This window comes from Klebsiella sp. BIGb0132, from assembly GCF_024810075.1.
Lineage (GTDB): Bacteria > Pseudomonadota > Gammaproteobacteria > Enterobacterales > Enterobacteriaceae > Klebsiella > Klebsiella terrigena.
In genome coordinates, this window is the sequence record NZ_JANUDW010000001.1 from 1,094,959 (window position 1) to 1,112,404 (window position 17,446).

17 protein-coding genes are annotated in these 17,446 nt (G+C 60.8%); 13 read left to right on the top strand and 4 right to left on the bottom strand.

From position 1 onward, the window contains the following. Positions 1 to 34 precede the first annotated feature (34 nt). Together M2416_RS05045 and M2416_RS05050 are read left to right on the top strand one after the other, a co-directional pair. Entirely contained in the window at positions 35 to 1,063 is a 1,029-nt protein-coding gene (locus M2416_RS05045) for a FecCD family ABC transporter permease (protein WP_175636948.1), read from the top strand. Continuing rightward, positions 1,060 to 1,866 (top strand): ABC transporter ATP-binding protein, encoded by an 807-nt coding sequence (locus tag M2416_RS05050; protein ID WP_259222463.1) that lies wholly within the window; start codon positions 1,060 to 1,062, stop codon positions 1,864 to 1,866. Before M2416_RS05045 ends, M2416_RS05050 begins: the two co-directional genes overlap by 4 nt. Positions 1,867 to 1,923: 57 nt before the next feature. Here M2416_RS05050 and M2416_RS05055 read toward each other — a convergent pair whose 3' ends face one another. From M2416_RS05055 to M2416_RS05065, 3 genes are all read right to left on the bottom strand, one after another. After that, positions 1,924 to 3,066 (bottom strand): HlyD family secretion protein, encoded by a 1,143-nt coding sequence (locus M2416_RS05055; protein WP_259222464.1) that lies wholly within the window; start codon positions 3,064 to 3,066, stop codon positions 1,924 to 1,926. Continuing rightward, positions 3,066 to 3,449 carry a DUF3302 domain-containing protein gene (locus M2416_RS05060; protein WP_076944822.1) on the bottom strand — a complete coding sequence of 128 codons (384 nt, stop codon included), beginning with the start codon at positions 3,447 to 3,449 and terminating at the stop codon, positions 3,066 to 3,068. The genes M2416_RS05055 and M2416_RS05060 overlap by 1 nt, the downstream gene beginning before the upstream one ends. A gap of 142 nt (positions 3,450 to 3,591) precedes the next feature. Then, the gene (locus M2416_RS05065) at positions 3,592 to 4,233 is read right to left on the bottom strand and encodes a helix-turn-helix domain-containing protein (RefSeq protein WP_115193392.1); all 642 of its coding nucleotides are present in this window, start codon (positions 4,231 to 4,233) and stop codon (positions 3,592 to 3,594) included. A gap of 255 nt (positions 4,234 to 4,488) precedes the next feature. Between M2416_RS05065 and M2416_RS05070 the strand changes: the two genes are divergently transcribed. The 6 genes from M2416_RS05070 to M2416_RS05095 all read left to right on the top strand — a co-directional run bounded on the left by M2416_RS05070 (position 4,489) and on the right by M2416_RS05095 (position 11,607). Continuing rightward, positions 4,489 to 5,412 carry an aminoimidazole riboside kinase gene (locus tag M2416_RS05070; RefSeq protein WP_076944820.1) on the top strand — a complete coding sequence of 308 codons (924 nt, stop codon included), beginning with the start codon at positions 4,489 to 4,491 and terminating at the stop codon, positions 5,410 to 5,412. 171 nt (positions 5,413 to 5,583) lie between these two features. Further along, positions 5,584 to 7,101, top strand: coding sequence for a carbohydrate porin (locus M2416_RS05075; RefSeq protein WP_259222469.1), 1,518 nt, complete (start codon positions 5,584 to 5,586; stop codon positions 7,099 to 7,101). Positions 7,102 to 7,195: 94 nt separating this feature from the next. Beyond that, the gene (locus tag M2416_RS05080) at positions 7,196 to 8,566 is read left to right on the top strand and encodes a sucrose-specific PTS transporter subunit IIBC (RefSeq protein WP_076944818.1); all 1,371 of its coding nucleotides are present in this window, start codon (positions 7,196 to 7,198) and stop codon (positions 8,564 to 8,566) included. Beyond that, positions 8,566 to 9,975, top strand: coding sequence for a sucrose-6-phosphate hydrolase (locus M2416_RS05085; RefSeq protein ID WP_259222473.1), 1,410 nt, complete (start codon positions 8,566 to 8,568; stop codon positions 9,973 to 9,975). Before M2416_RS05080 ends, M2416_RS05085 begins: the two co-directional genes overlap by 1 nt. 21 nt (positions 9,976 to 9,996) lie before the next feature. Then, positions 9,997 to 11,010 carry a LacI family DNA-binding transcriptional regulator gene (locus M2416_RS05090; RefSeq protein WP_041144447.1) on the top strand — a complete coding sequence of 338 codons (1,014 nt, stop codon included), beginning with the start codon at positions 9,997 to 9,999 and terminating at the stop codon, positions 11,008 to 11,010. 54 nt (positions 11,011 to 11,064) lie between these two features. After that, complete coding sequence (locus M2416_RS05095) at positions 11,065 to 11,607, top strand: hypothetical protein (protein ID WP_259222475.1); 543 nt, start codon at positions 11,065 to 11,067, stop codon at positions 11,605 to 11,607. A gap of 4 nt (positions 11,608 to 11,611) precedes the next feature. Here the strand turns inward: M2416_RS05095 and M2416_RS05100 are convergent, their stop codons facing one another. Continuing rightward, positions 11,612 to 12,541 carry a LysR substrate-binding domain-containing protein gene (locus tag M2416_RS05100; RefSeq protein WP_041144445.1) on the bottom strand — a complete coding sequence of 310 codons (930 nt, stop codon included), beginning with the start codon at positions 12,539 to 12,541 and terminating at the stop codon, positions 11,612 to 11,614. 207 nt (positions 12,542 to 12,748) lie between these two features. Between M2416_RS05100 and M2416_RS05105 the strand changes: the two genes are divergently transcribed. From M2416_RS05105 to M2416_RS05125, 5 genes are read left to right on the top strand one after another with little or no spacing between them, the layout of a single operon-like run. Further along, positions 12,749 to 13,663, top strand: a complete 915-nt coding sequence (locus M2416_RS05105) for a branched-chain amino acid ABC transporter permease (RefSeq protein ID WP_227503288.1) — start codon at positions 12,749 to 12,751, stop codon at positions 13,661 to 13,663. Positions 13,664 to 13,671: 8 nt separating this feature from the next. Further along, positions 13,672 to 14,781, top strand: coding sequence for a branched-chain amino acid ABC transporter permease (locus M2416_RS05110; RefSeq protein ID WP_076944814.1), 1,110 nt, complete (start codon positions 13,672 to 13,674; stop codon positions 14,779 to 14,781). Then, positions 14,778 to 15,545 carry an ABC transporter ATP-binding protein gene (locus M2416_RS05115; protein WP_041144442.1) on the top strand — a complete coding sequence of 256 codons (768 nt, stop codon included), beginning with the start codon at positions 14,778 to 14,780 and terminating at the stop codon, positions 15,543 to 15,545. The genes M2416_RS05110 and M2416_RS05115 overlap by 4 nt, the downstream gene beginning before the upstream one ends. Further along, positions 15,538 to 16,257 (top strand): ABC transporter ATP-binding protein, encoded by a 720-nt coding sequence (locus tag M2416_RS05120; protein WP_167692083.1) that lies wholly within the window; start codon positions 15,538 to 15,540, stop codon positions 16,255 to 16,257. The genes M2416_RS05115 and M2416_RS05120 overlap by 8 nt, the downstream gene beginning before the upstream one ends. Positions 16,258 to 16,284: 27 nt before the next feature. Beyond that, a complete protein-coding gene (locus tag M2416_RS05125; RefSeq protein ID WP_259222481.1) occupies positions 16,285 to 17,442 on the top strand; it encodes a branched-chain amino acid ABC transporter substrate-binding protein in 1,158 nt (385 codons plus the stop codon). The last annotated feature ends 4 nt before the right edge of the window (positions 17,443 to 17,446 follow it).

The following is a 17,446-nucleotide window of genomic DNA, read 5'->3' on the forward strand; positions in this document are numbered from 1 at the left end:
ATCCGCCCTCATAGCCCAAGGCGCCGGGCGGGACGTGATGGCCAACTACCGCCACATCGTGCGCCGCCGCATCGCTTTTATGCTGCTGCTGGCGGCGCTGATTATCACCTCTTTGCTGCTCGATTTTATGATGGGTCCGTCCGGGATGCCGCTGCAGACGCTGTGGCAAACCCTGATCGATCCGGCCAGCGCCAGCGCCGGAACGCGGGTCATCGTCTGGGATATCCGCCTGCCGTACGCCCTGATGGCGATCATTGTTGGTCTTGCGCTCGGCCTCGCCGGCGCGGAGATGCAGACCATCCTCAACAATCCGCTGGCCAGCCCCTTTACCCTCGGCGTCTCCTCGGCGGCGGCCTTCGGCGCGGCGCTGGCCATCGTGCTGGGGATCGGCATTCCGGGGATCCCCAGCCAGTGGTTTATCTCGGCCAACGCCTTTATCTTCGCGCTGCTGGCCGCCCTGCTGCTGGACGGCATTACCCGCTGGACCCAGGTGGCCTCCTCCGGGGTTATCCTGTTTGGCATCGCGCTGGTCTTTACCTTCAACGCGCTGGTCTCCATGCTGCAGTTTGTCGCCAACGAAGACACGCTGCAGGGGCTGGTGTTCTGGACCATGGGCAGCATTGACCGCGCCTCGTGGCAGAAGGTCGGCATCCTGCTGGCGGTGCTGGCGGTAGTGATGCCGCTATCGATGCTGAGCTCGTGGAAGCTGACGGCGCTGCGCCTCGGCGAAGATCGGGCCATGAGCTTCGGGATTAACGTGCGCCGCCTGCGCCTAACCACCCTGCTGCGGATCAGCATCCTGTCGGCGATTTCGGTGGCTTTCGTCGGTCCGATTGGCTTTATCGGCCTGGTGGCCCCGCACATCGCACGCCTGATTTTCGGCGAAGATCACCGCTTTTACCTCCCTGCCAGCGCCCTGATCGGTGCGCTGGTGCTGTCGCTGGCCTCCGTGGCGTCGAAGAATCTGATCCCCGGCGCCATTATTCCGGTCGGGATCGTCACCTCGCTGGTTGGCGTTCCGTTCTTTCTGAGCATCATTTTGCGCCACCGGGGGAACGTATGAATCCGCACATCTCTACGACGGGACTGGCGCTGTCGCGCTTCAGCGCCGGCTATCCGAAGCGCCAGGTTATCCGCGACCTGACGGTACCGCGGTTGCCGCGCGGTGAAATCACCGCCCTGCTGGGCCCCAACGGCAGCGGCAAATCGACCCTGATGCGGGCGATGGCCGGCCTGGGCCCCTCGACGGGAGAGCTGTCGCTTGACGGGGAAAACCTGCTGACGCTGCCGTTTGCCCGGCGGGCGGAAAAGGTGGTCTATCTGCCGCAAACGCTGCCGGCGGGCGTCCATCTGCACGTGCTGGAGTCGATTATCGTCGCCCAGCGCGCGGCCGGCGGCGTGCACGACGCGCAAAGCCAGCAGCAGGTGATGTCCCTGCTGCGCCAGCTGGGCATTGAACATCTGGCGCTCGGCTACCTCGACCGGCTTTCCGGCGGGCAAAAGCAGCTCGTCGGCCTGGCCCAGTCGCTTATCCGCCAGCCGGCGCTGCTGCTGCTCGATGAGCCGCTCAGCGCGCTGGATTTGAACTATCAGTTCCACGTGATGGATCTGGTGCGCAGGGAGACCCGAAGACGCAATATCGTCACCCTGGTGGTGGTGCATGACATTAATATCGCCCTGCGCCATGCCGATCGCGTGCTGATGCTAAAAGAGGGGCGTCTGCTGGCCGAGGGGGCGCCGTCGCGGGTGATTACGCCGGAGATCTTAGCCGAGGTGTACGGCGTGCGGGGACGCATTGAGCCCTGCTCGCAGGGGGTCATGCAGGTGATTATTGACGGGCTGGTCGGCAGCGCGGTGCCGGCGTAGGCGGCGGCCTTGAGCAGCGCCGACGCCCTGAACCGGGGCGCCGGCCTGAGGCGGCAATTAATGATCGAGGTAGAGGTAGTTTTCCCAGCTTTTCATGCGGATCAGGATCTTACGAATAAGCGACAGGTGCTCGAAGTGTCCGGAATAGACCGCCGCTTCGACGTCGGTCCCCTGCGGTAAACGGTAATTTTGCAGGCGCGGATCGTTCACTTTGAAGACCACCAGCGCCCGGCCGTGACCGATTAGCGCATCGGTGGTCAGCAGCTTGCCCTGGCCCTGGAACTGGCTTTCACCGATTGCCGGCAGAACCTCGACGACCTCCGCGCTGAAAACGGTGCCCGGGATCGCCGGGAACAGCAGCTCCGCCTTCTCCCCGGCCTGCAGACGCTGCAACGAGTTCTGCCGAAACGCCGCGACGTATTCACGGGACTGATTCCCCGTCACCGGCACAAAGGTCATAACCGGCGCGAGACCCAGGGCCGTCGACATGGTGCCGGGCCGCAGGCCCACGGTGCTCACGTAGCCGTCAGACGGCGCGCGCACCACGGTATTCTCCAGCTTAAATTCGGCTTCCCGCAGCTGCGCCAGCAGCGAGGCAACCCGGGTATTTTCCCCGTGAACCACGGAGTGCAGGGCATTCCGCGCCTGGACAACGTTCTCTTTTGCGGCCGCTACCGCGGCTTCGTCCGCTTTCCACGTCTGCCGACGGGTATCGACCATCTGATCGGAAAAGGCCCCCTTATCATGACCGGCCGCAAAACGGGCATACTCCCGCTGGGCCCGGTCGCGCTCGGCGCTGGCTTTATCGAGGCTGGCCCGGGCGCTATTTAGCGCCGAGTCGAGCGATAGCGCGTCCTGGCTGGCCGCTTTTACCTGTGCCTTCAGGTCATCCACTTTGGCCTGGAACGGAGTCGGGTCAATAGTAAACAGCACGTCGCCCTGCTTCAGCATCTGATTGGCCTGAACCGGAACGCTGGTCACGCGGCCCCGCGTCTGCGACACAATGGGCACCGTACGAAATACCTGTTTGCCCGTTTCGGTATACGGGAAGTTATAATTCATCCCTAAAATAAGCGCCCCGATAATAACAATCCCACCTAATACCGCGGTCGGTACCGTCCATTTATTGAGCGGAATACGAAATATTTTAAAAATAACGATACAGAGTGCGGCATAGCACAGCAGCAGCAGCGTTTCCATTATTTATCCTCCTTCGTGGCGACGCCTTCAGCAGCCACCGGCAACGGATGATGGCCTTTCAGGGTATTTAATTCCTGCTGCAGCGTATCCAGCCGCGTTAATACCTGAGTCAGCTGCCGATGCAGATCGCCGCTTTCCTGCTGCGCCTTCTGCATTCCCCAGCCGCGGTCCTCGCGCCACAGCGTCGCCCAGATCCACAGCAGCGGCCACAGCACGTGAAGCGTAAACAGGCTGACCCAGCCGGCGTAGTGAATAGCATCCTGGTGCGGATGGTTTCTTTTTTTGGCAATTTCGTACGGGATATCGTGGATCACAATTATCCCGTAAAATAGAATCAGCACCACCGCAATCAGGATGGCCAGAGCGATATAGTCAAGAGTCATCGAATACTCCAGAGTTCAATAAGAGAAATAAATACCATCCCGACGGCGTGCCGAGGCCGGGTGGAAATAGCGATACAGCGTGCTGCGAGTTTATTTTACGCGGCAGCTTGCGGGAGAGAGTAAATAACTACTCGCGGAATAATTAAAATTTATCAGGGATTTTTCGGTCGATAGATATTAGCCGGCCCTTTTTCACCGTAATATATCCTCCCTCTTTCAGAGCGGCCAGTACCTGATAAACGTAGCTGCGCGAAAGGTTGGTGCGTTTGATAATAAAGGCGGACAGGCTTTCACGTTGCCCATCGTCAATCCCGGTGCGGAACAGGTAGCGGGAAAGCATCGATTTAATGGTCTGAAAACCCGACAGATTACCCCGTTCATTGTGGGCATCAATCGCGAAGATGCCCATATAGACCAGAATAGTGGTCAGCTCCTGCATATATTTTGGCGACGAGTGAAAGAATATGCGCTCAAAATCGGCGACCGTGACTTTGGCAAAACGACACTGCCCCTGGCACTGATAGAGCCAGTTCAGCTGCGGAAAGTAGCGTTCCGGCAGGCCCAGCGGCATATGCTCAATCACAATCCCTAACAGATTTTGCGCATCGCCCACCGCCAGCGTCATTTGCCCCTGCAAAAGGAAGTAGATGTACCCCTCTGCGGGCTGGAAGCGCGTGCCGGCGGCCCATTCAACCTGCTCACCGCAGGCGATAACCTCGGGGAGATGCGTGCTCAGCTCCAGATTCTGATAGGAAGAGTAGATATCGCCAAAGCTGCTATTCACCCCGTTCTTTCCCCGTCAGAAAAATCCGCTGAACAAATCATTGCCTGACAAAATATACATAAGATTTATAGAGAGTAAAAGTCCACAGCTGGAGTTCCTGCCGCGATCGGCGGCCGCTTTGCAGCGTCAATCCGCGGGCCGCGTTTTTTTGCCCTGTCTCCCACTTTAGGCATCACGGCGTTTCGATCTGCACGGGGCTATGCTTTAATAAAGCTAAACCGGTTTAATATAGTTTAGCAACGAGGTGAGATGAGCATGAACGCAAAAGTTTGGGTGGTCGGAGATGCGGTGGTGGACCTGCTGCCGGAGAGCGGAGGGCGGCTGCTGCAGTGTCCAGGCGGCGCGCCGGCCAACGTCGCGGTAGGCGTTGCCCGCCTCGGCGGAGAGAGCGGATTTATCGGTCGCGTCGGCGACGATCCCTTCGGCCGCTTTATGCACCAGACCCTAAGTCAGGAGCGGGTTGACGTGAGCCATATGCGCCTCGACCCGCAGCAGAGAACCTCAACCGTGGTGGTCGATCTCGACAGCCACGGTGAGCGTACCTTTACCTTTATGGTGCGCCCCAGCGCCGACCTCTTTTTGCAGCCGGAGGATCTCCCGGCCTTCGCACCTCGCCAGTGGCTCCACGTCTGCTCTATTGCCCTCAGCGCTGAGCCAAGCCGGAGCACCACCTTCGCGGCGATGGAGCAGATCAAAAGCGTCGGCGGCTGGGTAAGCTTCGACCCCAATATTCGCGAGGACCTGTGGCAGGACCCGGCGCTGCTGCAGGCCTGTCTCGACAGGGCGCTGTCGCTTGCTAACGTGGTGAAGCTCTCTGAGGAGGAGCTGGTCTTTATCAGCGGCAGCAGCGATCTGGCGCAGGGTATCGCCATCTTAAGCCAGCGCTACCGGCCGGAGCTGCTGCTGGTCACCCAGGGTAAAGCCGGCGTGCTGGCAGCTTTTCAGCAGCAGACGATCCACTTTGCGGCGAAGCCGGTGGTCAGCGTCGATACCACCGGCGCGGGCGATGCCTTCGTCGCCGGGCTGCTCTCCAGCCTCGCCGCCAACGGCATGCCGACCGACCTGGCATCGCTGGAGCCCGCGCTGCAGCTGGCGCAAACCTGCGGCGCGCTGGCGACCACCGCCAAAGGCGCCATGACCGCCCTCCCCTGGCAGCACGATCTCAATCGCCAGTTTTGATCCCCCGCGGGCCGTCCTCAATGGCCCGCTTTGTTGCCTCCGTCACAATTATTAAATCGGTTTAGCAAAATTCGTTTATCTATGTTACTTGTCGCGTTTAACATACGACCTAAACCGGTTTAGCAAAAAAAACAACACATCATTCAATTTCACTTTTGGGATGCGAACAGCATGTATAAAAAAAGCACACTTGCCGTCCTTATCGCTTTGCTAACCGGAGCCGGTTCGGTCCATGCGCAAACGGATTTAAGCACCATCGAAGCCCGCCTGATAGCCCTGGAAAAACGCCTCCAGGATGCGGAAAACCGGGCGCAGACTGCGGAGAACCGCGCCGACTCGGCCGAGAAGAAAGTTGAGCAGCTCACCACGCAGCAGCAGAAAACCCAGGACAACACCCAGCAGGTGGCCCAGCGCACCGCCCAGCTGGAGAAGAAAGCCGATGAAAAGAGCGGCTTTGAGTTCCACGGCTACGCCCGCTCCGGCGTAATCATGAACGACTCAGCCTCCAGTACTAAATCCGGCGCCTATATGACGCCTGCGGGGGAAACCGGGGGGGCTATCGGCCGTCTGGGAAACCAGGCCGACACCTATGTTGAAATGAATCTTGAACATAAGCAGACCCTGGATAACGGCGCGACGACCCGCTTCAAAGTGATGGTGGCCGACGGACAAACCACCTACAACGACTGGACGGCAAGCACCAGCGATTTGAACGTTCGTCAGGCCTTCGTCGAGCTGGGCAACCTGCCGACCTTCGAAGGCGCGTTTAAAGGTTCCACCCTGTGGGCCGGTAAACGCTTCGACCGTGATAACTTCGATATTCACTGGGTCGATTCCGACGTGGTCTTCCTCGCGGGTACCGGCGGCGGTATTTATGACGTGAAGTGGAACGACAGCCTGCGGAGTAACTTCTCTCTCTACGGACGCAACTTCGGCGATATTGATGATTCGAGCAATAGCGTGCAGAACTACATCCTCAGCATGAACCACTTCATCGGCCCGGTGCAGGTGATGGTCAGCGGGATGCGGGCGAAAGATAATGACGATCGTAAAGATACCAACGGCAATCTGGTCAAAGGCGATGCGGCAAATACCGGGGTACATACGCTACTCGGTTTGCACAACGACAGTTTTTACGGCCTGCGGGAAGGGAGCAGCAAAACGGCCCTGCTCTACGGCCACGGCCTGGGCGCAGAAGTGAAAGGCCTCGGTTCCGACGGCGCGCTGCGTCCGGGAGCCAATACCTGGCGCTTCGCCAGCTACGGCACCACGCCGCTCAGCAAGAACTGGTTTATCGCTCCGGCGGTGCTGGCGCAGAGCAGTAAAGACCGCTATGTCGATGGCGACAGCTACCAGTGGGCGACCCTCAACATGCGTCTGATTCAGGAGATCAACCAGAACTTCGCTCTCGCTTACGAAGGCAGCTACCAATATATGGATCTCAAACCCGAGGGCTATAACGACCGTCATGCGGTGAACGGCAGCTTCTATAAACTCACCTTCGCACCGACCTTTAAGGTCGGCAGCATCGGTGATTTCTTCAGCCGTCCGGAGATCCGTCTCTACACCTCGTGGATGGACTGGAGCAAAAAGCTGGATAACTACGCCAGCGATGACGCTTTAGGCAGCAGCGGTTTTAAATCGGGCGGCGAATGGTCGTTCGGTATGCAAATGGAGACCTGGTTCTGACGGCAAGGGTCTGAAACCAGCTTAAAACCGCGGCATCAGTCCTCTGCTGCCGCGGAAATAAAACCAACAAATAATAATGCATTCAGAGGGTACTATGGATTTCGAACACATTTCCCGCTCGCTGCTTCCGCTGTTGGGAGGTAAGGAAAATATCGCCAGCGCCGCGCACTGCGCCACGCGTCTGCGCCTGGTGCTGGTCGATGATTCGCTGGCCGACAAGAAGGCCATCGGCGAAATCGAAGGGGTTAAGGGCTGCTTTAATAACGCCGGTCAGATGCAGATTATCTTTGGCACCGGCATCGTCAACAAGGTCTACGCCGCGTTTATCCAGGTCGCCGGGATCGGCGAGTCCAGCAAGTCGGAAGCCGCCAATATTGCGGCGAGAAAGCTCAACCCGTTCCAGCGCATTGCGCGCCTGCTGTCGAACATCTTCGTCCCTATTATTCCGGCTATCGTCGCCTCCGGCCTGCTGATGGGCCTGCTGGGGATGGTAAAAACCTACGGCTGGGTCGATCCGAGTAACGCCATCTATATCATTCTCGATATGTGCAGCTCGGCGGCCTTTATCATTCTGCCGATCCTGATTGGCTTCACCGCCGCGCGCGAATTTGGCGGCAACCCCTATCTCGGCGCAACCCTCGGCGGCATCTTAACCCACCCGGCGCTCACCAACGCCTGGGGCGTGGCCGCCGGCTTCCATTCGATGAACTTTTTCGGTCTGGAAATCGCCATGATCGGCTACCAGGGCACGGTATTCCCGGTGCTGCTGGCGGTGTGGTTTATGAGCATCGTCGAGAAGCAACTGCGCCGGGTCATTCCTGACGCCCTCGATCTGATCCTGACGCCGTTCCTGACGGTGATCATCTCCGGCTTTATCGCCCTGCTGATTATCGGTCCCGCCGGGCGCGCGCTGGGCGACGGCATCTCGTTTGTTCTTAGCACCCTGATCGCCCACGCCGGCTGGCTGGCCGGGCTGCTGTTCGGCGGCCTCTACTCGGTTATCGTGATTACCGGTATTCACCACAGCTTCCACGCCATTGAGGCCGGACTGCTGGGCAACCCGTCGATCGGCGTCAACTTCCTGCTGCCGATTTGGGCCATGGCCAACGTTGCCCAGGGCGGCGCCTGTCTGGCGGTCTGGTTTAAAACCAAAGATGCCAAAATCAAAGCCATCACGCTGCCTTCGGCCTTTTCCGCGATGCTCGGGATCACCGAAGCGGCGATATTCGGTATTAACCTGCGCTTCGTGAAGCCGTTTATCGCGGCTCTTATCGGCGGCGCGGCGGGCGGCGCGTGGGTGGTATCGATGCACGTCTACATGACCGCGGTCGGGCTGACGGCGATCCCGGGGATGGCTATCGTGCAGGCCAGTTCGCTGCTGAACTATATTATCGGGATGGTTATCGCCTTCGGCGTGGCCTTTACCGTTTCCCTGCTGCTGAAATACAAAACGGACGCTGAATAATGTCACTTCATTCACGTTTGCCGGCAATTTTACGCGCCGTGATGCAGGGCCAGCCGCGCTCGCTGCGCGATAGCCACTATCCGCAGTGGCACCTGGCCCCCACCACCGGCCTGATGAACGATCCTAACGGCTTTATCGAATTTGCCGGGCGCTATCACCTGTTTTACCAGTGGAACCCGATAGCCTGCGATCATACGTTCAAGTGCTGGGGGCACTGGAGCTCCGCCGACCTGCTGCACTGGCAGCATGAGCCGATCGCGCTGATGCCGGACGAAGAGTACGACCGCAACGGCTGCTACTCGGGGAGCGCCGTCGATAACGACGGCAAATTGACCCTGTGCTATACCGGCAACGTGAAGTTTGAAGACGGCAGCAGAACCGCGTGGCAGTGCCTGGCGACGGAAAACGCCGACGGTACCTTTAGCAAAACCGGCCCGGTGCTGGCGCTGCCGAAGGGCTACACCGGCCACGTCCGCGACCCGAAGGTCTGGCAGCATGAAGGCCGCTGGTTCATGGTCCTCGGCGCCCAGGATCTGCAAAAGCGCGGTAAGGTACTGCTGTTCAGCTCCGCGGATTTACACCAGTGGGAAGCGGCAGGCGAAATTGCCGGCAGCGATCTCAACGGCCTGCACGACGCCGGCTATATGTGGGAGTGTCCGGACCTCTTCCCGCTCGCCGACCAGCATATCCTGATCTGCTGCCCCCAGGGCATCGCCCGCGAGGCCGATCGCTACCTCAACACCTATCCCGCCGTGTGGACGGCGGGCCGCTTCGACTACGCCAGCGCCCGCTTTGACCACGGCGCGCTTTATGAGCTCGATGCCGGCTTCGAATTTTACGCCCCGCAGACCATGCTGGCCGCCGACGGCCGGCGGCTGCTGGTCGGCTGGATGGGGGTTCCGGACGGCGAAGAGATGCGCCAGCCAACCCTCGCCCACGGCTGGATCCACCAGATGACCTGCCTGCGGGAGCTGGAGCTGCGCGACGGCAAACTCTACCAGTATCCGGTGCGCGAGCTGGCGGATCTGCGCGGCGAGGCCAGCGGCTGGCAGGGGCCAGGCCTACCGCTGGCGCCGATGGACATGGTCTTTGAGGTGGCGCCCGGCGACGAGCTGGCGATTGATTTCGGCGGCGCCCTCAGGCTCACTCTCGACGCCGACGGCATTCGCCTCGAACGCCGCAGCCTGGCCTGCGACGACGCGCTCTACCGCTACTGGCGGGGAGAGGTGCGGGCGCTGCGGATCTTATGCGACAGCTCAAGCATTGAGATTTTCATTAACGGCGGAGAAGGCGTGATGAGCAGCCGCTATTTCCCGCAGTATCCTGGGCAAATGATTTTCAGCGGTGCGACGCCGGCTGCATTCTGCTACTGGCCGCTGCGGCCATGCATGGTAGAATCAGCGTTTTAATTTCGGGCGTATGCTGTCGTGATGAAAACCAAACGCGTTACCATTAAAGATATCGCCGAGCTGGCGGGCGTCTCGAAAGCGACCGCCAGCCTCGTGCTGAACGGTCGTGGCAAAGAGCTGCGCGTGGCGCAGGAGACCCGCGAACGCGTCCAGACCATCGCCCGCGAGCAGCACTATCAGCCGAGTATCCACGCCCGCTCGCTGCGCGATAACCGCAGCCATACCATCGGACTGGTGGTGCCTGAAATCACCAACTACGGCTTCGCGGTCTTCTCCCATGAGCTGGAAATGCTGTGCCGCGAGGCGGGCGTGCAGCTGCTTATCTCCTGCACCGACGAAAACCCGGCCCAGGAAAGCATGGTGGTCAATAATATGATTGCCCGCCAGGTTGACGGCCTGATCGTCGCCTCCTGCATGCACAACGACGCGGATTACCTCAAGCTCAGCGAGCAGCTGCCGGTGGTATTGTTTGACCGCAGCCCCAGCGGCAGCAGCCTGCCGCTGGTGATGACCGACTCCATCACCCCCACCGCCGAGCTGATCTCACGGATTGCGCCCCAGCACGCCGAGGAGTTCTGGTTTCTCGGCGGTCAGCCGCGGCTTTCGCCTTCGCGGGACCGGCTGGCCGGCTTTACCCAGGGGCTGGCGCAGGCGGGCGTTGAGCTTCGCCCTGAATGGGTGATTAACGGCAACTATCATCCCAGCTCCGGTTACGAAATGTTTGCCGCGCTCTGCGCGCGGCTGGGGCGGCCGCCTCAGGCGCTGTTCACCGCCGCCTGCGGCCTGCTGGAAGGGGTGCTGCGCTACATGAGCCAGCATAATCTACTCGATTCCGGCATCCACCTCGCCAGCTTCGACGATCACTATCTGTACGACTCGCTGTCGCTGCGCATTGATACCGTTCAGCAGGATAATCGCCAGCTGGCCTGGCACTGCTATGACCTGATCAGCCAGCTTATCGACGGCGCCACCCCGGAGCCACTGCAGCGCTATCTGCCGGCGACCCTGCAAATTCGCCACCAGGCAAAACTGTGAGCGGCAGTAGGTAAATTCTTAAGCGCATACTGATTGCAGCAGGGAGGCTAATCAGTGAAAAAATATTCATATCCGTGGTTAATATCCGTCACCGTTTCCACCCTGCTGGTGATTTTTTTTGCCGTGACGTGGCACGTTGAAATCGACCGTGAAACATTTCTCAATCAGGTCGTGATTCGCGTCATGCTGTATATTGCCTTAGCGCTGTCCCTGCTTATCATGGCCCTGTTTATCTGGTTAATCATCCGTAAGGGCGTCGTCAGCAATATGCCTCCTCGCCAGCTGTTCAACGCCATAGTCGGCAGTTTTGTGGTGACGTTTGCCCTCGCCATGTTAATTCAGCATGTGATACTGATCACCCTGACCTGGCTGCAGCCCGGTGAAGTATCAACCTATACCGCCCCCTACCAGTATGCCTCCGGCGGCTCGCGCAGCTGCTCCGGGGCGTACGTTGAAGAACCGGAGCTACAAAAAGAGATCCGCATCTGCTACCCCTTTGGCTACTATCCCGGTGACAACCGGATTACGATTATAAAACGCAGCAACGCGCTGGGCATCGTGATCCTGTATGCGCAAACGTCAACGGTCGATGACTAGTGGGCTATCCCAGCGCTTCGCTGCGCAGCCAGCTCTGCAGCAGCCTGCCGTTGGGCGTCATTTCGCTGTCCTGGCGCACGCACAGGTAGTAATCCCGGCCGTCATCGATCGCCGCGTCAAAGATTTTCACCAGCTCGCCGCTGTTCAGATACGGCGCGATCAGCGGCTCGCGCATCAGCGCGCAGCCCAGCCCGGCCTGCACCCCGGCGAGGGTTAACAGCCCGTCCTCAAACAGCGGCCCCGTCGATCGCGGCGGGCGCTTCACGCCCTGCTGCACAAACCACTGGTTCCAGGTGCTGCGCTCCTCGTCGTGGAGCAGCGGCATCTGCAGCAGCTGCTCCGGGGTATCAATATGTCCGTGCAGGCGGATAAACGCCCGGCTGCATACCGCCACCATTCTGCCGGAAATCAGCTTTTCGCTCTGATATCCCGCCCACCGCCCGTTGCCGAAGCGAATCGACATATCCGAGGCGTCGCTGAGGTAGTTGCGGTGGTTGGCGTAAACCACGTTAATTTCGGTCTGCGGGTTGGCGTGAACGAATGACGGCAGGCGAGGAATAAACCAGCCCATGCCAAACAGCGGGATCAGGCTGATCGTGACCTGCTGGCTCTGGACCTGATCGACCAGATGCTCGGTGGCCTGGCGCAGAACGTTAAACGCCGCGCGGATGGAGCGGTAGTATTCCCGCCCCTGCAGGCTGAGGGTCAGCCGTCGCCCCTGGCGCTCGGTAAGCGGGATCTGCAGATATCCCTCCAGCACCTTCAGCTGATGGCTGACCGCCGACGGCGATATCGCCAGCTCCTGAGCGGCCAGGGTGATGCTGCCGAGGCGGGCGATGGCCTCAAAGGCGCGCACCGCCCGCAGCGGCGGATCGTTGGCCAGGCCGCTTTCCGCCCAGCCTTCCCGCTCCGCCGATTGTTCTGTTTTTTTCATATATTGATTTTCTTAGCGCTAAGTGAGATCCGACACGTTATTTAATTATATTAAATATCATAAAGATAGATAAATTCGCGATCATAATAAGAAAGAATATATCCGTATTTTACAATTTAATTCATTTATTGGATGGTAGCCGTAATTTGAGCATATTGTCGGGTAAATCGGTTGGACACACTCATACAGCAATTCATCAATGGCATCATGCTGGGAAGCATCTATGCCCTTATCGCGCTCGGCTACACCATGGTGTACGGCATCCTGCGCATCATTAACTTTGCCCACGGCGATATTCTGATGGTCGGCGCCCTGACGACGCTGTCGGCAATGAACGCGCTAAACGCCCATTTTCCCGGCCTGCCGCCGCTGGCCCAATTGAGCCTGGCGCTGATGCTGGCTATGGTCGTCTGCGCCCTGCTGGCGATGGCGGTTGAGCGCTTTGCCTACCGCCGCCTGCGCAACGCTCCGCGCCTGGCGCCGCTGATCTCGGGGATCGGCGTGTCGGTGCTGCTGCAAACCGTGGCGATGATTATCTGGACCCGCAACCCGCTGATGTTCCCGCAGATCCTGCCGATGGAGCCGATCGCCGTGACCCACGGCAGCGCGGCGCATCCGCCGGCAATCGTCACCGTGACCGGCATCGTCACCGTTGCGCTGGCTTTTGCGGTCATGCTCGGCCTGTGGCTGCTGGTGGAATTTACCCGCTTAGGCCGCGGCATGCGCGCGGTGGCGGAGAACCCGCGCATCGCCACGCTGATGGGGGTCAACCCCAACGCCATTATCACCCTCACCTTTGCCATCGGCGGTGCGTTTGCGGCGCTGGCGGGCGTCATGATGGCCAGCAACTACGGCAGCGCCAGCTTCTCAATGGGCTTCCTCCCCGGCATTAAGGCCTTCACCGCAGCGGTGCTCGGCGGCATCGGCAATATTCGCGGCGCGATGCTCGGCGGCCTGCTGCTGGGGATCATCGAATCGCTGGGCGCCGGCTATCTCGGCGACCTGACCCACGGCGTCTTTGGCAGCAACTATCAGGATATCTTCGCCTTTATGGTGCTGATAGTGGTGCTGGTATTCCGTCCCGCCGGTTTACTCGGCGAGCGCGTCGCGCATCGGGCATAGGAAAAAATATGACAACGGCACAACTCGTCGCGGCCCCCGCCGCATCCCGTCGCTTCTGGTCCGGCATGACCCTGTTTATCTGCGCGCTGCTGGTGGCGCCGATGGTCGCCAGCCAGCTCGGCGGCAACTACTGGGTGCGGGTTATCGACTTCGCCCTGCTGTACATCATGCTGGCGCTGGGGCTCAACATCGTGGTCGGCTACACCGGCCTGCTGGATATGGGCTTTATCGCCTTCTATGCCGTCGGCGCCTACCTGGCGGCGCTGCTCGCCTCCCCGCATCTGCTGGAGGCGTTTCCGCAGCTGCTGGCCTGGTTCCCGGACGGCCTGCACACCTCCTGGCTACTGATTATTCCGCTCGCCGCGCTGGTGGCGGCGGGCTGCGGCATCGTGCTGGGCGCGCCGACCCTCAAGCTGCGCGGGGACTACCTGGCCATCGTCACCCTCGGCTTCGGCGAGATTATCCGCATCCTGATGCGCAACCTCGATCGCCCGGTGAACATTACCAACGGCGCAAAGGGTATTTCCGGCGTCGATACGCTGAGCCTGTTCGGCCTTAAATTCAGCGGCGTCTATCACTGGTTCGGCGTTAAGGTTCCGGCGCTGTGGCTGTGGTACTACCTGCTGATGCTGGTGATTGTGGCGATTATCTTCGTCTGCCTGCGCCTGCAGCACTCGCGGATCGGCCGCGCCTGGCACGCCATCCGTGAGGATGAGGACGTTGCCCGGGCGATGGGCATTAACCTGCGTAACTATAAGCTGCTGGCCTTCGCCATCGGCGCCTCGTTCGGCGGCGTCGCCGGGGCGCTGTTCGGCGCTTTCCAGGGCTTCGTCTCCCCCGAATCCTTCACTCTGCAGGAGTCGATTGCGGTGCTGGCGATGGTGGTGCTCGGCGGCATGGGGCATATCCCGGGCGTTATCCTCGGCGCCGTTCTGCTGACCGCCCTGCCCGAGCTGCTGCGCAGCCAGGCCGCCCCGCTGCAGCAGGCGCTGTTTGGCGAAGTGCTGATTGACCCGGAAATTCTGCGCCAGCTGTTCTACGGCCTGGCGCTGGTGCTGGTGATGCTGCTGCGCCCGCAGGGCATCTGGCCCGCCGGACACAAAGGAGCCAAAGCATGAGCCTGCTCAGCGTGAGCCATATGTCCAAGCGCTTCGGCGGCCTGACGGCGGTCGATAACGTCTCGCTCGCCATCAACGAGGGCGAAATCTACGGTCTTATCGGCCCCAACGGCGCGGGTAAAACCACCTGCTTTAACCTGATAACCGGGCTCTATCCGGCGGACAGCGGCGAGTTCGCCATCGCCGGTCAGCCCTACTTTCCGAAAAACATTGAGAAAGTCACCGCCGCCGGCATCGCCCGCACCTTCCAGAACGTGCGGCTGTTTAACCAGATGTCGGTGCTGGAAAACGTGATGGTCGGCCGCCACGTACGCACCCGCAACGGCCTGTGGGCGGCGCTGAGCCGCCACCGACGCGCCCGCGCCGAAGAGGCGCAAACCCGCGAGCTGGCGTGGCACTGGCTGGAGTATACCGGCATCGCCCAGTTCGCCCACTACCGCGCCTGCGACCTCGCCTACGGCCACCAGCGGCGGCTGGAGATTGCCCGCGCGCTGGCTACCGACCCGCGCCTGCTGGCGCTGGACGAGCCGGCCGCCGGCATGAACGCCGCGGAGAAAGTGGCGCTTGGCGAGCTGCTGCTGCGCATCCGCAACGACGGCAAAACGCTGCTGATGATTGAGCACGACGTCAAGCTGGTGATGGGGATCTGCGATCGCCTGATGGTGCTGGACTATGGCAAAACGCTGGCCAGCGGCACGCCTGAAACCGTACGTCGTGACCCGGCGGTTATCGCCGCCTGGCTGGGAGGAAACGCGCATGTCTGATCTGTTAACCGTTAGCGGTCTTGGGGTGCACTACGGCGGCATCCAGGCGGTACGCGAGGTGTCGTTTAGCGTGCAAGAGGGCGAGCAGACGACGCTTATCGGCGCCAACGGCGCGGGCAAAAGCTCCACCGTACGCGCGGTGACCGGGCTGGAGCCGTTTAGCGGCGACATCGTCTTCAACGGCAGGCCGGTACGCCAACGGCGGGCCGAAACGCTGCTGCGCGAAGGGCTGGTGATGGTGCCGGAAGGCCGCGGCATTTTTGCCCGCATGACGGTGCTGGAAAATCTGCAGATGGGCGCCTGGCTGCGCCGCGACGGTGCGGCGGTGAAGCGCGAAATGGACGACATCTTCAGCCAGTTTCCCCGCCTCGGCGAGCGCCAGCATCAGCTGGCCGGGCTGCTCTCCGGCGGCGAACAGCAGCTGCTGGCGCTTAATCGCGCCCTGCTCAGCCGCCCGCGGCTGCTGATCCTCGACGAGCCGTCGATGGGGCTGGCGCCGCTGATGGTGGAGAACGTTTTTCGCGTTATCGCCACCCTGCGCCAGCGCGGCGTGGCGCTGCTGCTGATCGAGCAGAACGCGCGCCTGGCGCTGGAGGCCACCGACAGCGCGTGGGTCATGGACAGCGGCAGCATCGTTGAGCGCGGGGCGTCGCAAACGCTGCTGGCCGACGACCGTATTGCACAGATTTATCTGGGCGAAATGCCCGTTTAACACACCAACCAACATCAGGGAAAAACAATGAAAACAGCAAAAATCAGTGCGCTCAGCGCCGCTATTGTGCTCAGCGGTTTTGCCTCTTCCGCCGCATGGTCCGCCGCCGGCGAAACCGTCACTATCGGCCTAGCCGGCCCGCTGACCGGCCCCTCCGCGCGTATTGGCAAGGATCTGGAAAACGGCGCTCAGCTGGCTATCGACGATATCAACAAGCAGCACCCGACGATCGGCGGCAAGGCGGTGACCTTTAAGCTGCAGTCGGAGGACGACCAGTCTGACCCGCGCACCGCGGTAGCCGTCGCCCAGCGCCTGGTGGACAGCGGCGTGGCGGGGGTGGTCGGGCACTGGAATACCGGCACCAGCATTCCGGCGGCGCGGGTCTATCACGACGCAGGGATCGCCCAGGTTGCGCCGGTGGCGACCGGTCATGCGTATACCAAACAGGGCTTCGATACCAGCTTTAGGGTGATGGGCCACGACGATGACGGCGGCCAGTTTGCCGGCCAGTACGCGGTGCAAACCCTGAAGGCCAAACGCATCGCGGTGATCGACGATCGTACCGCCTTCGGCCAGGGCCTGGCGGATGAGTTTATTAAGTCGCTGAAGGCCCAGGGGATCGATATCGTCGATCGTCAGTACGTCGATGATAAAACGGTGGACTTCAGCGCCGTGCTAACGGCAATCCGCAGCAAAAACGCCGATCTTATCTTCTTCGGCGGCGTCGATAGCCAGGCCGCACCGCTGGCGCGCCGCATCAAGCAGATGGGGATCAGCGCCACCCTGATGGGCGCGGGCGGCTTCGTCAGCCAGACCTTCCTGCAGCTGGCGCAAAAAGAGGGCAACGGCGTGGTAGCGCTGGAGCCGGGCCTGCCGGTGGAGCAGATGCCGGGCGGCAAGGCCTTTGAGCAGGCCTATCAGTCGCGCTATCACACCCATATCGAGCTGCACGCGCCGTTCGCCTACGATGCCACCCGCGTGCTGGCGGCGGCGATGGAAAAAGCCGACTCCGTCGATCCGGCGGTCTACCTGCCCGTCCTGCGCGCCATCAGCTATTCCGGCGTCACCGGGCAAATTGCCTTTGATAAAGAAGGCAATCTGAAGTCGCCAACCTTTACCGTCTACAAAGTCGTCGACGGCAAATGGCAGCCGCAAACCGTGCTCGGCGGCGCCACCACGAAGTAACGCA

Excerpts from the sequence above, each read along its gene's own strand:
- M2416_RS05060 (WP_076944822.1), bottom strand. The coding sequence starts at position 3,449 with ATGACTCTTGACTATATCGCTCTGGCCATCCTGATTGCGGTGGTGCTG.
- M2416_RS05055 (WP_259222464.1), bottom strand. The coding sequence starts at position 3,066 with ATGGAAACGCTGCTGCTGCTGTGCTATGCCGCACTCTGTATCGTTATT.
- M2416_RS05085 (WP_259222473.1), top strand. The coding sequence starts at position 8,566 with ATGTCACTTCATTCACGTTTGCCGGCAATTTTACGCGCCGTGATGCAG.
- M2416_RS05080 (WP_076944818.1), top strand. The coding sequence starts at position 7,196 with ATGGATTTCGAACACATTTCCCGCTCGCTGCTTCCGCTGTTGGGAGGT.
- M2416_RS05075 (WP_259222469.1), top strand. The coding sequence starts at position 5,584 with ATGTATAAAAAAAGCACACTTGCCGTCCTTATCGCTTTGCTAACCGGA.
- M2416_RS05090 (WP_041144447.1), top strand. The coding sequence starts at position 9,997 with ATGAAAACCAAACGCGTTACCATTAAAGATATCGCCGAGCTGGCGGGC.
- M2416_RS05125 (WP_259222481.1), top strand. The coding sequence starts at position 16,285 with ATGAAAACAGCAAAAATCAGTGCGCTCAGCGCCGCTATTGTGCTCAGC.
- M2416_RS05115 (WP_041144442.1), top strand. The coding sequence starts at position 14,778 with ATGAGCCTGCTCAGCGTGAGCCATATGTCCAAGCGCTTCGGCGGCCTG.
- M2416_RS05105 (WP_227503288.1), top strand. The coding sequence starts at position 12,749 with ATGCTGGGAAGCATCTATGCCCTTATCGCGCTCGGCTACACCATGGTG.
- M2416_RS05100 (WP_041144445.1), bottom strand. The coding sequence starts at position 12,541 with ATGAAAAAAACAGAACAATCGGCGGAGCGGGAAGGCTGGGCGGAAAGC.
- M2416_RS05120 (WP_167692083.1), top strand. The coding sequence starts at position 15,538 with ATGTCTGATCTGTTAACCGTTAGCGGTCTTGGGGTGCACTACGGCGGC.
- M2416_RS05070 (WP_076944820.1), top strand. The coding sequence starts at position 4,489 with ATGAACGCAAAAGTTTGGGTGGTCGGAGATGCGGTGGTGGACCTGCTG.
- M2416_RS05110 (WP_076944814.1), top strand. The coding sequence starts at position 13,672 with ATGACAACGGCACAACTCGTCGCGGCCCCCGCCGCATCCCGTCGCTTC.
- M2416_RS05050 (WP_259222463.1), top strand. The coding sequence starts at position 1,060 with ATGAATCCGCACATCTCTACGACGGGACTGGCGCTGTCGCGCTTCAGC.